This window comes from Chryseobacterium sp. FH1 (genome assembly GCF_000735135.1).
Taxonomy (GTDB): Bacteria; Bacteroidota; Bacteroidia; order Flavobacteriales; family Weeksellaceae; genus Epilithonimonas.
The window spans coordinates 1-13,637 of record NZ_JPLZ01000008.1; the positions used below are offsets into that span (position 1 = coordinate 1).

Below are 13,637 nucleotides of genomic sequence, written 5' to 3' on the forward strand. Positions count from 1 at the left end.
CGTCTCACCGGGCTTCTGCGCTGCTCTCTTAAAGCGGTTGCAAAAGTAGGAACTTTTTCCGAAACCGCAAATATATTCGCAAATTTTAAACGGACATTCAAGTATCGCGCTGGTTTTCAAAGACATTAATTTCAAAGGGAAAGTGGACACGGGACAGATGAGTGGTCTCGATATGCGATCCCGCGATAGGGATAGCAGTGGAAATCCTTTTTACAAAGGTCTTGCGAAGGGAAAGGAAAGGAGGGCTTTGTAAAAAGATTGCAGCGGATAGCCCGGTCCGGAAAATAGCGCCGGAATCAGAAAGGGAAATTTTCCGGAATTGCCCCAATACTATATCTTAGAATCTGTAGCCGAAAGAAATCCCGGACTTGACTATATATATAATAAGTGTAGCTCATTTTTCCGTAAACCAATGTGATCTTGTTTTTTTAAGTTTGAATCTATATTTTTGAAAAAAACTAAACCGATGAAAAAATTGACATTATTACTTTTGGTCTGCACAGCTTGTTTTATGAGAGCTCAAACAAAAGCAGAAGTTGCAATCCAGCAATATGAAGAAAAATTTCCACAGGAGAAGATTAGCATTATATTGGACAAGGATCGTTATATCTCTGGTGATCAGATTTGGTTCAAAGCTTTTGTGTTTGACGGCAACACCCGCTCAGAGATTTCGACATCGCTTTTTGTTGAGTTGTATGATGCTAATAAAAAATTAGTGACTAAAAAACTTCTTCCTTTATATAAAGGAGAAGGCAAGGGGAATCTAAAATTAGCGGAGGATCTAAAAGAAAATATATATTACTTGCGTGCATACACTAGTTGGATCTCTAATTTCAGTGAGGATTTTATTTATGTAAAACAAATTGCAGTTTACAATCCATCTTCGGAAGAGAAATTGGTGAAAAATCCCGTTTCTAATTGGTCTGCCACAGTACATCCGGAAAGTGGTTCTTTTATAGATGGTGTAGAAACAAAAATGGCGGTAAGATTACACACTAATGGTGGAAGCCCAAAATCATGGAAAGGAACTGTTGTAGATTCTGAAAAACCAGAGGTTGCCATTGCAAGCTTTCAAGGTTTGGATGAAAATGTAGGTTTTCTCTCTATGACGCCACAGAAAGGAAAAAAATATCAAGTAATTGTTCAGGATAATCTGGGGAAACAAAGTATGATAGATCTACCAGTGGTACAAGAAAAGGGAATTTATCTAAAAGTAATCAGTAATGACAGTGCTATAAAATATCAACTCATTGGAAGTTCGGGGAATATCGATCTGAAAAATTATAAAATCATTGGAACTATCAATAATAGATTGGTTTATAAAGCGGTTCACAAAAAAACCGGTCGGGATTCCTACTCTATTCCAACGCAACAGCTCATCAATGGTATTTTGCAACTCACAGTTTTTAATGAGAATGAGAAAGTCATTGCTAGCAGACTTTGCTTTGTAAAGCCGAATAATCTGGAGGTGCAAAAACCGAACTTACAATCTATCAAAAAGTCTAATCAACCAAGAAGTCTTAATCAATTCGAATTTGCACCACAGACCAATTATTCCAGTTACACCGTTTTGGTACAGGATATAGCTGATGAAAACATACAAGTGTCCCATAATCTTCTCAGTGATCTTTGGCTGACAAATGATTTGACCTCCGTCATCAAATCTCCTGCGCAATATTTTTCTAAAAATAGAAGTACAGAGGCACTGGATGCACTTTTGATATCGGAACGATGGAAAAGGTTTGATTGGAAAAATATCATTACCGGAAATTATCCCTTCATAAAACACAAGCCAGAACCTTACCTCTCATACACAGGAAGCCTTACCATCAATCAAAGTCCTGCACCAAACACAGAGTTCAACCTTGCTTATCGAAATGAAAATTCTGATTTGAAGATCATACCTGTGAAGACAGATAACTCGGGCAACTTTGCGATGCAGAATATGATCTTTGATGATACTTACAAATTCTACTATCAACTCAATGGCGCTAAAAACACTAACAATGTAAAAGTTTTTGCCAAATCAAATCTAAGCGCTATTCCTTATCTTAATACGCTTCCTACAAGTGAATATAGACTCGAACCAAGATCTAAAGATGAAGAGGCAGATCCTGAAATAGCACAATACGTTGTTGCGAAAAAAATCCAGAAGAATTTTGATCAAAAAATCAATGAGATTGAGGAGGTAAAACTGAAAGCCAAGAAAAAAGACAAAACAAAAGTACTAAACAAAGAGCTGAGCAGTTCTATGTTCCAGAGTGCAGACGAGATTGTTTTTGATTTTGTGAATGACAATATGAGTGCAATGGGCTCGCCAGATATTCTGCAATGGTTGAATGGCCGTGTTGCCGGTTTAGAGATACGCCGAGAAATGGGTCAATCTGTGGCTTACATCCGAGGAAGCAGAGCTACCATCTTTTTGGATGAGATGCGTGCAGAACCAAGTATGCTGAATGGCATCAGCGTGAATGATATTGCCATGATCAAAGTTTTCAAGGGGATTTCTGCCGTAAGATCTGGAAGTAGCGTTGCCATCTACACCAAAAGAGGTGGAAGCTCTAATGAAAAAGATGGTACCAAGTCTGGAATGAATGAGATTGTCCTCAATGGTTTTGATAAAGAACTTGCCTACAACAACATCGATTATAAAAACACAAATCCTAGCGATATTCCAACAGATTTGCGCAAATTACTATATTGGAATCCCAACGTTGCAACCAAAGACAAACAAGACGCCATCATCCAATTCTATAATAATGATTCGCCTAAAAAGCAAAAAGTGACCATTATTTCCTTGGATGACGACAGCGTCCACATACCACTCTACTACAGCGAAATACTTCCTTAGAAAAATCGGAATCAAAGAAAATAGTCAGTATTTTAGCCATCTCAAAAATGCCGAATGAATACGACCGAGTTTATACAGAATCAACTAAACCTACCAGCCAAAAGCATAGATAGCACACTTCAACTTTTATCAGAAGACTGCACCATCCCTTTCATCGCGCGTTACAGAAAAGACAGAACAGGAAATCTGGACGAGGTGGCGATCGAAGGTATTTTCAAATTGAATAAACAGTTTGATGAGATTACCAAACGGAAAGAAAGCATCCTGAAATCCATTGAAGAACAGAGTGCGCTGAATCCTGAACTCAAACAAAAAATAGAACAGAGTTTTGACCTTCAAGAATTAGAAGATTTTTATCTGCCTTATAAAAAACGAAAGAAAACCAAAGCGGATTCAGCCAGAGAAAAAGGTTTGGAGCCATTGGCCAAGATCATCATGAGCCAGCGTAATGACGATGTGGAATTTCTTGCCTCCAAATACCTCAACAAAGATGTGGCAAATGAAGCAGAAGCTTTGCAAGGCGCGAGAGACATCATGGCCGAATGGATCAATGAAAATCTGTACATCCGAAAAAATTTGCGAAGACTTTTTCAAAGAAAAGCAATTATTATTTCGAAAGTTGTAAAAGCTAAGAAAGAAGACGAATCGGCTCAGAAATTCTCCCAATATTTTGAATGGCAGGAAGCGCTGAACCGAATCCCAAGCCACAGATTGTTGGCTATGCTCCGCGCAGAAAATGAAGGTTTTGTGAAAGTTTCTGTCGATGTTGACAAAGAAGAAGCGCTAGAAATGATGGGAAATGCCGTCATCAAAAGCAACAATTCCACGACCAAACAAATAGAACTCGCCATTGCAGATTCCTACAAACGCCTCTTGGAACCTGCCATTTCCAATGAAGCCTTGCAGGAAGCCAAAGAAAAAGCAGACATCAAAGCGATTGAGGTTTTCTCTGAGAATCTTCAGCAATTATTGCTAGCGTCGCCATTGGGAGAAAAAAGGATTTTGGCAATCGACCCAGGATTCAGAACAGGTTGCAAAGTGGTTTGTCTGGATGAGAAAGGCGACCTGCTAAACAACGAAACCATCTATCCACACGCGCCACAGAACGAAACCGGAATGGCGATGAAGAAAATCCGCTCGATGGTGAATGCCTATAATATTCAAGCCATTTCCATCGGAAACGGAACGGCTGGACGAGAAACGGAATTTTTCATTAAGAAAATTGCCTTTGATAAACCGATTCAGGTTTTTGTCGTGTCAGAAGCTGGAGCCTCCATCTATTCAGCGAGCAAGATTGCCAGAGACGAGTTTCCAAATTATGACGTCACAGTTCGAGGCGCAGTTTCTATCGGACGAAGATTAGCCGACCCGTTGGCTGAACTCGTAAAAATCGATGCCAAATCCATTGGTGTTGGGCAATACCAGCACGATGTGGACCAGAACAAACTGAAGGAGGAATTGGACAATACGGTCATTAGCTCCGTGAACTCGGTTGGTGTAAATCTTAACACTGCGAGCAAATCGCTATTAAGTTATGTTTCAGGAATCGGAGAGAAAATGGCTGAGAACATCGTTAACTACCGAACAGAAAATGGTGCCTTCATGGAAAGAAAAGAACTTAAAAAAGTACCAAGGTTGGGCGAAAAAGCCTATCAGCAAGCTGCAGCTTTCGTCAGAATCAAAAACGCTAAAAATCCTTTGGATAATTCGGCGGTGCATCCAGAAGCTTATAAGACCATTGAGAAAATGGCGAAAGACCTAGGCCTTAAAACTGAAGATTTTATTTCGAATAAAGAAAAGATTGCACTCATCAATCCAGAAAAATATATTACTAATGAAATAGGAATTCTAGGAATTAAGGATATTCTTAAAGAATTAGAAAAGCCAGGATTGGACCCAAGAAAAGCAGCAAAAGTTTTCGAGTTTGACCCAAATGTAAAATCAATTAAAAATCTCAACCCAGGAATGATACTTCCAGGCATTGTGAACAACATTACGGCTTTCGGATGTTTCGTAGATTTGGGAATCAAAAAAAGTGGATTGGTTCATATTTCACAATTAAAAGACGGTTTTGTCTCGGATGTGAATGAAGTGGTGAAGCTACATCAGCACGTTCAGGTGAAAGTGGTTGAAGTAGATGAGGCGAGGAAAAGAATCCAGTTGACGATGATTTTGTAAGCGTTAACAACAAAAGTCACAAAAGAGAAATCTACATTCATCATTGCAGAAGACCAAAAAAGAAAACTATATAACTTTGACCTTTTTTTCACTTTTGAATAACTTACAAAGAATTACAACTTTTGTGACTTTTGTGGTTATAAAAATTGATAAAGTTCAAATCCTATCAGAACGACCATAATAAAATGCAAACCAAAACACCTTTTTTCAACATCTGCAAAGACTGCCTAGGCCTCGGAAAGAAAAAGCGGAGAATCAAGAAAAGTGCGCGCTTTCATTACCAAAAAGCCTTGTTGGAATTTGAGAAAGCAGGCCGTGATGGAATTGAACCCACTCCACCGGAAGCCCATTGGTATGTTTGCCTAACTTGCTCTGGCTCAGGATTGATTGCTTCGGATAGTTTTCCGATTCCAGATACAGAGAATCTTCCGCACATCGCCATCATTGGTGCTGGGATTGGTGGTGTTGCATTGGCCGTAGCTTGTTTGCACCGCGGGATTCCTTTTACGATTTATGAACGTGACAATAGTTTTAATGAACGGTCCCAAGGTTACGGGCTTACCTTGCAGCAAGCCAGCAAAGCTATTGAAGGTTTTGGGATTTCAAAACTGGAAAAAGGCGTGGTCTCAACAAGACATCTGGTTCACACGCCCGACGGAAAAGTTGTTGCCGAATGGGGAATGCGAAAGTGGCTTCAAAATTCCGAGAAACAATCCCCAAAAAAGACCAATATCCATATCGCTAGACAATCGCTCCGTTCTACATTCATCGAACAATTGGGCGGAAATGACAAGATAAAATGGGGACATCAACTCATTGATTTTAATGAAACTCAAGACGGTAAAATTGACCTCAACTTTCAAGTCAATGGCGAATCAACAATTGAAAAAGTAGATTTCATAGTCGGTGCAGACGGCATCCGAAGTGCGGTTCGTAATATTTTAATTGGTGAAGAAATTTCCCCTTTGCGCTATTTGGATTGCATCGTGATTTTAGGCATTTGTCCATTGAATGCATTAGAAAATCCAGACCATCATTTATTAGACTCAGCAACGGTTTTTCAGACAGCCAATGGGAATGAGAGGATTTATATGATGCCATTTGATGCCGATTCCATAATGTGGCAACTCAGTTTTCCGATGTCTGAGAACGAAGCAAAAAACCTCAGCAGTAAAGGTTCAGAAGCACTTAAAGAAGAAGCCATTAAAAGGACCAATTGGCATTCTCCTATTCCCGAAATCATTAGTTCCACATTGGCAAGTCAGATTTCCGGATATCCTGTTTATGACCGTGCATTGCTCACGTCAGAATTAATGAAAAACTTCGGAAAAGCCACGTTGATTGGCGATGCCGCACATCCGATGAGTCCTTTCAAAGGGCAAGGTGCCAATCAGGCTCTGTTGGATGCGCTGTCTTTAGCTCGTGAAATCTCAAAAAAATGCAGACCATTATCGCAATGGCGAACCGATGGAATCAGGAAAAGTGTCCTATCCGATTTCGAATCAGAAATGATACAGCGAAGTTCCATTAAAGTTGAAGATTCTGCGGCCGCCGCACAGTTCCTCCATTCCGAAATTGCGCTTTATGAAGGGAATGAGCCACGGGGGAAAGTTTTGAAAAGGAAAGATTAATCCAATAAAAAAGCGGTTCTACATTGTTGTAAAACCGCTTTTTGCTTTTTTATTCTAAGCTTAAGGATTTGTTGAGAAAATAGAACCGTTGGCAATCAATGCACGTCTGTTCATTTTCAGGATATCTCTCACCCATTCTGCAAAATCTTCTGGCTGAAGGACTTTGTCTGGATTGCCGTCCGTCAAACCGCCGTTGATGCTCATATCCGATGCGATGGTACTTGGCGTCAAAGTGATGACACGGATGTTTTCCTTTCTCCATTCCGCCATCATCGATTGTGATAATGAAACCACTGCGGCTTTCGAAGCGGCGTAGGCTGACATATTTGGTCCGCCTTTCAAACCAGCTGTGGAAGCTACATTTACGATATCGCCCTGACCTTTTTCTTTCAAGAAAGGATGAACGGCTTTCGCCACGTAATAAACACCGAAAAGATTGGTTCTAATCACTTGTTCCCAAGTCTCAGAAGGCATTTCCTCGATGCTTCCAAAGTCGCCTATTCCGGCATTGTTGACCAAAATATCCACACCGCCTAGTTGCTCCGCAAGCGACTCGATTCCGGCTTTCACTTCCAATTCATTGTCCACACTGAAAACCGCGTAAGCTACTTTGACGCCAGTTGCTTTCAGTTCGTTTGCTGTTATTTTGAGATAATTTTCGTTTCTTCCTGTGATGCCGACGTTCACGCCTTCATTGGCTAGGATTTGCGCAACCGCTTTCCCAAGGCCTCTTCCACCACCAGTTATGATGGCGTTTTTTCCTTTTAAATTCATTGTAATCATTTTGAAGGTGCAAATTTACCAAACGATTGTTTAGAAAAGAAACATTGCAATTAGATTTAATGAAATCTTATCATTTGGTAAGTCTATAAGGCGGAGGATTTTATCGCAAAGGCGCAAACTTGATTGAATTACAAATGTCAAAAAAAAGTCGCAAAAAAAACTTTGCGACTTATAATATCTCAATCACAAAAATTAATTGCGACTTTGCGATGAAAACCTATTTCAATTGGTCTGGAACATTCGTGGTGACGAATTTCAAGCCTTGTTCTTTGAGTTTTTTATAAACTTCAATGTCATTTACAGTCCAGGAATTGGTGATTAATCCTAATGCATTCGCTTCTGAAATCCAAGTCGGATTCTTTTCGAAAACGCTGTAATGATAATCGATGCCGTCCAATCCTTCTGCCTTTATCTGTTGAGGAGAAAGGTTGCCTTCCAAATATTGTACTTTGAATTTAGGTTCTACTTTTTTGATTTCTTTACAGACATTTAAACTAAAAGAGATGAATTCGCTCTGAGATCCCAACTTTAATTCCTTGATGGTTTGAATGGTTTTCTTAACAATCTCGTTCTCAAGTTCTGGCATTTTTGCAGGTTTGATTTCAACAATCAATTTGAGAGACGAATCTTTTTTGCCTTGTTTCAAATAATCTTTCAACGTGGGAAACTTCTCGCCATTGGAAAGTTTGAGTTTTTCCAATGTTTTGAAATCCGTTTCAGAGACTTCCATTTTCCCGTGGTGCTCATCGTGGTTGATGACGAGAACCCCATCTTTGGTCATTCTCACATCGAATTCTGCGCCGTAGATTTTCAGCTTTTGTGCATTCTCCAAAGCCTTCAATGAGTTTTCCGTTGTTGGCGGATTGGTTTGCCAATAGCCTCTGTGCGCGATGATTTGGGTTTGGGCATTCATTATTATTGAACTTAAAATCGTTAATCCTAGAATTAGTTTCTTCATTAAACTTTTTTTAAAACTCTCGCTGATTTGGCAAATCAATCAGATTATATTAAATGAAATCTGAGTAATCTGCATAATCTGCAAGAGAAAATATTTTTGAATTTGTTTCTTTAACCAAATAAAATTATTCGTCGTTGCTCGTTCTCTTCGGCTCACGTGCAACTGGCCATTTCATTGGTTCGCCTTTTTCGTCGTTTGGCATCACTCTTTTTTCACGGCTTGTGAATTCTGGGTCTTCGGAAGCCATATAAGCTAAAGTGGCTGTCAGAATCACATTGTTCTTCAACTCATCAAAGACAATTTTGTCATAAGTATCTTTGGTCGTGTGCCAAGTGTAACCGAAATAGCCCCAATTTAAAGAACTTAATGAAAATCCAGGAACACCAGCCGAAACAAAAGAAGCGTGGTCGGAACCGCCTCCACCAGGCATTCCCGGGAAGTTGGTCTTGATATTGTCCTTCACTTTTTTAGGAACCGCATCCAGCCATTTTCCGATGTACGCGTAAGAATCTTTGAAACCTTGTCCGCTGATGTCCACCACTCTACCCGTTCCGTTGTCTTGATTGAAAACTGCCTGTACGCCTTTGATGATTTCAGGATTGTCTACCACGAAACCACGTGAGCCGTTCAGTCCTTGTTCTTCGCTTCCCCAAAGTCCGACGATGATGGTCCGTTTGTTATTTGGATAATATTTTTTGAGTATTCGCATTGTTTCGAGCATCGTCAAAGTTCCCGTTCCGTTGTCCGTCGCACCTTGCGCGCCGTCCCAAGAATCGAGGTGAGCAGAAAGAATGATATATTCGTTGGGTTTCTCTTTTCCTTTGATGATTCCGATGGTGTTGAAAGATTTCGCTTCTGGAAGCACTTTGGATTGCGCATCGATTTTGATTCTCGGTTTCGCACCTTTTTCCGCCATTCTGTAAAGCATTCCGTAATCTTCCAAATCAATATCGAACATTGGAATCTTTTTGGTCTTGGCTCCGAAAATACGGTTGGTGCTCATAATTCCCGTCCAGTTGGAAATGGCGATGCCCGATGCACCTGCTTTTTCCAGAGCTTCTGGCAACGTGTTGTTGTCGTAGCCAATCGTTTTGATATAGTCTTGAAAATCTTTGGTAGCCTGCTGTTTTTCGGCTTTCAGTTTGTCGTACAATTCCGGTGTTGCAAATTCCTTGATTTGCTCATCGGAACGACCAATTTTCTGATATTGCGCCATCAAAATAATTTTTCCTTTCACTGATGGTAACCATTTGTCAAACTCGGCTTTGGAAGTTACTTTGGGAAGAATCACGACTTCTGCTTCAACTGCTTTTTTGGTTGATGGACTCCAGGCTAATTGCGTTGCCGACAAAGTTTTTGTTCTTGGAAAAACCATATCCACGTGTGTGGTTCCACGTTGCCAACCTTTCCACGTTCCAAATTGCTGAAGGTTTGCTTCGATGCCCCAAGATTTCAGTTTATCGGCGGTGTAATTATTGGCAGAAAGCATTTCGGGGGTTCCGACCAATCTTGGTCCGATGCCGTCCAAAAGTTCGTAGGCCATATCCTCGAGTTGGGAATTGTTGTTGGCCTCGTTGACAAAACTTTCGACAATCGGATTGAGTTTTTCTGTTGATTTGGTTTGAGCGTTAGAAAATTGGACTGCAAAGAAAACTGCAGACATCGTGAACAAAGTGTTTCGCTTCATATCTTTTTATTTGATTCCGATAAAGATAGTAAAATCGGGAGAAAACTGGTCTTGGCGCTGGCTCAAAAATAACAAAAAAAGTGTTAAACCATAAAAGTCACAAAAGAAAAATCAAAAATGCAAAGACTTTCAAAGTTTAAAAAAGATAATGATTTTCACCAATAAAGAACATTTAACACAAAAGCCACCACAAATTAAAATTCTGAAGTTTCCCGTCTTTAAAATAAAATAAAAACGCATCGTCCGAAAGATGATTGAGATAAATTCTAAATCGTACTTCATTATTACTCACCGGTTCAACATCAAGCTGTGGAAATAGTTTTTTGAAATCTTTCAGCGTGGTCCTTTTATCTAAAATAATATGGTGTGACGGAATGCTGAAGTTATGATTTTACGCTTCTGCCCTGTCAAAAAGAACGATGTGATTGTTGGTTGAATATTCGATTCCTTTTTTGTAAATCGTTGTGATTTCACCATTGAAGTTTGAGAAATTACCCGCTTTCTCATTGTATTTCCCATAGGTCTTCTCCATCCAAGGTCTGTCGAGCCATTCAAATGGGTTTCCGCATTCCCAAAGGTCTGTCTTTGTTGAATCTGTTTTCAATTTAGATAATTTTTCAAAATCAACTTTATTAAGAATCAAATTGTTAGAATCAACTAAGGCATCTTTTATCTCAAGATATTTTGATGAAAATATATTGGGTTCTGCTTTTTCGGTTGATCCAGTTTCAGTTGTATCTTTTCGAAGCCAGCCAAGAACGCGGTCGTTTTTGATTTCCCATTTTCCGTTTTTAACTTCGAGCGGAAAAGTTTCTCTCGGCAGACTAAATGGTCCCGGATTTTGCTGAATAATTTCTATTTCATTGTCCGAAACTTTGGAGATAATCGCAACGTGGCCATAACGGTTGAACAGGCTTCCACTGAAAATTATCAAATCATTAACCTTAGGTTTTAAACGGCTTGAGTTCTGAAATTGCAACAATCCCCGTTTCTCATTCATCTCGCCATCTTTTAGTTTTCCGTCAAAAAAATCTTTGGCGTTGCCATAATTGTCGGGCATTTTGTGATGTAAGTATTCGTAATAATATCTTTTCACAAATTCTACACATTGGTATTTGAGGCCAAGATTGTAGCCATGTTTTGTCGTATTTCTTTCCTCCACGTGATTCACGCCACCATTGTAGTAAACCACAACACCATTCAAACTGTCTAGTTTCTGACCAACCTCATACTTCTGACTAAGATTAAATTTTTTGACCGACCAGTTAACCGACAGTATAATTACTAGAAAAACTGCAACTGCAACTATTTTTTTCTTCATTTTAAATGATATGCTTTTGGTAAAATTAATGAAATATTCTTTGGTTCATTATCAAATATAAGTTTTGTCAAAATCCATTTTTGAACTTTTATTCTAATGCCTACATTTGTAAAAATTAATTCCCGATGTCCGAAAACATTCAGCAAAAGATAGAACAGCTCCGCAAAGAACTCAACCAGCATAATGAAAACTATTATCTGATGGATGAGCCCAGCATTTCTGACCTTGAATTTGATTTATTATTAAAAGAACTCCAGGATTTGGAGGCAGAATATCCCGAATTTCACGATGACAATTCTCCGACTGTCCGCGTTGGTGGCGGTGTGACAAAAATTTTCCCGACCATTCAGCATCAGTTTAGAATGTACTCTCTGGATAATTCTTACGATTTTGATGACTTGGCAGACTGGGAAAAACGCATCATTAAAACTATTGATGAGCCTGTAGAATTTGTAGCTGAATTAAAGTACGACGGTGCTTCGATTTCAATTCTGTATGAAAACGGAAAACTGGTACAGGCTGTTACGCGTGGCGACGGATTTCAGGGTGATGAAATCACTTCCAACGTGAAAACCATTTCAGATATTCCGGTAAAACTAGCTGGAGATTTTCCTGAACGTTTTTTTATGCGTGGTGAAATTTATCTGACGAGAAAAAACTTTGATAAAATCAATAAACAGCGTGAAGAAGAAGGTCTTGACCTTTTTATGAACCCAAGAAATACGGCAAGCGGAAGTCTGAAAATGCAAGATAGCGCTGAGGTGAGAAAACGCAGACTGTCTTCGGTTTTGTATCAGTTTGTTTCGCAGGAAGCTCCGGCGGAAAGTCATTGGGAGTTGCTTCACAATGCTCAGGATTGGGGCTTTACGATTTCAGCTCAGGCAAAACTCTGCAAAAATTTAGATGAAATAAAAGAGTTCATCAACTTCTGGGATACGGAAAGACATAATCTGCCTTTTGAAATCGATGGAATCGTTCTGAAAGTCAATTCTTTAAAACAGCAGAGACAGCTGGGTTACACAGCGAAATCTCCGCGATGGGCGATGGCTTATAAATTTAAAGCTGAAAAAGTAGAAACCGAGCTTGAAAAAGTGACTTATCAGGTCGGCAGAACGGGAGCGATTACGCCTGTGGCAAATCTGAAACCAGTTTTATTAGCAGGAACGACCGTAAAACGTGCTTCTCTTCACAATGAAGATATTATTAAAAAACTCGGTCTGCACGAACACGATTTTGTGTATGTGGAAAAAGGTGGTGAAATTATTCCTAAAATCGTCGGCGTCAACGAGGAAAAAAGAACATCAGAAAGCAAAGAAATTGAGTACATCAAAAACTGTCCGGAATGCGGAACTGAACTGATAAAACTGGAAGACCAGGCGATTCATTTTTGCCCGAATGATTTGCATTGTCCGCCTCAGGTGGTGGGAAGAATGATTCATTATGTTTCCCGAAAGGCTTTAAATATTGATAATTTGGGAAGTGAAACCATCGAACAGTTGTATAAAGAAAGATTGATTGAAAATCCTGCAGACTTTTATGCTTTAACGAAAGAACAGATTCTGCCTTTGGAAAGAATGGCTGAAAAATCGGCTCAGAATATTATTGACGGCATTGAAAAATCAAAGGAAATTCCGTTTGAAAAAGTTCTGTTCGGAATTGGCATCAAACACGTTGGTGAAACGGTTGCGAAGAAACTGGTGAAAAATTTCAACACCATTGAAGATTTGAAAAAAGCGACTGCAGAAGAACTATGTCAGGTAGAAGATATCGGGATGAAAATCGCGGTGAGCATCGTTGATTTTTTCAGTAATCCTGAAAATATTTTGATGCTGGAAAGATTAAAATCTTACGGCGTTCAGCTGGAAAAAGGAGAAAACACCAACGAAGTTCTATCGAATGCCTTGGAAGGAAAAACGTTTTTGTTCACCGGAAAATTATCGCTGTTTACCCGAGAATCTGCGGAAGAAATGGTTGAAAAACACGGCGGAAAGAATATTTCTGCGGTTTCTAAAAACCTCAATTATCTCGTTGTTGGTGAAAAGGCAGGAAGCAAATTGAAGAAAGCTCAGGATATTGGGACGATTACCATTCTTGATGAGCAGGAGTTTTTGGATTTGATTGGATAAAATAGATTCAATATACAAGATTTGAGAATCAAGATATTGGGATAGAAAAATTGATTTGACAAAAGTTGAAAATAAAGACAAAACCCCTAGCCCCGATGGGAA

Annotated in this window: 8 protein-coding genes; 4 read left to right on the plus strand and 4 right to left on the minus strand. The window is 39.4% G+C overall.

Annotated elements, in window-relative coordinates; all coding sequences use genetic code 11:
- Window positions 1–466: 466 nt before the first annotated feature.
- The 3 genes from IO90_RS17295 (at window position 467) to IO90_RS17305 (ending at window position 6,660) form a co-directional block, all read left to right on the plus strand.
- Window positions 467–2,851, plus strand: a complete 2,385-nt coding sequence (locus IO90_RS17295; RefSeq protein ID WP_034970385.1) for a TonB-dependent receptor plug domain-containing protein — start codon at window positions 467–469, stop codon at window positions 2,849–2,851.
- 54 nt (window positions 2,852–2,905) lie between these two features.
- Window positions 2,906–5,029 carry a Tex family protein gene (locus IO90_RS17300; RefSeq protein WP_034970390.1) on the plus strand — a complete coding sequence of 708 codons (2,124 nt, stop codon included), beginning with the start codon at window positions 2,906–2,908 and terminating at the stop codon, window positions 5,027–5,029.
- A gap of 185 nt (window positions 5,030–5,214) precedes the next feature.
- Complete coding sequence (locus IO90_RS17305) at window positions 5,215–6,660, plus strand: FAD-dependent oxidoreductase (RefSeq protein WP_034970587.1); 1,446 nt, start codon at window positions 5,215–5,217, stop codon at window positions 6,658–6,660.
- 60 nt (window positions 6,661–6,720) lie between these two features.
- On the opposite strand, the gene IO90_RS17310 is transcribed toward IO90_RS17305, so the two are convergent.
- The 4 genes from IO90_RS17310 to IO90_RS18735 form a co-directional block, all read right to left on the minus strand.
- Window positions 6,721–7,434 carry a 3-ketoacyl-ACP reductase gene (locus IO90_RS17310; RefSeq protein ID WP_034970394.1) on the minus strand — a complete coding sequence of 238 codons (714 nt, stop codon included), beginning with the start codon at window positions 7,432–7,434 and terminating at the stop codon, window positions 6,721–6,723.
- Between the two features lie 226 nt (window positions 7,435–7,660).
- The gene (locus IO90_RS17315; protein WP_034970397.1) at window positions 7,661–8,401 is read right to left on the minus strand and encodes a glycerophosphodiester phosphodiesterase family protein; all 741 of its coding nucleotides are present in this window, start codon (window positions 8,399–8,401) and stop codon (window positions 7,661–7,663) included.
- Window positions 8,402–8,525: 124 nt separating this feature from the next.
- Entirely contained in the window at window positions 8,526–10,088 is a 1,563-nt protein-coding gene (locus IO90_RS17320) for a M20/M25/M40 family metallo-hydrolase (RefSeq protein WP_034970400.1), read from the minus strand.
- A 391-nt stretch (window positions 10,089–10,479) separates the two neighbouring features.
- Window positions 10,480–11,409, minus strand: a complete 930-nt coding sequence (locus tag IO90_RS18735; protein WP_076768798.1) for a CHAP domain-containing protein — start codon at window positions 11,407–11,409, stop codon at window positions 10,480–10,482.
- Between the two features lie 125 nt (window positions 11,410–11,534).
- Here IO90_RS18735 and ligA point away from each other — a divergent pair, with 125 nt between their 5' ends.
- A complete protein-coding gene (gene ligA, locus IO90_RS17330) occupies window positions 11,535–13,535 on the plus strand; it encodes an NAD-dependent DNA ligase LigA (protein WP_034970404.1) in 2,001 nt (666 codons plus the stop codon).
- Window positions 13,536–13,637 lie beyond the last annotated feature (102 nt).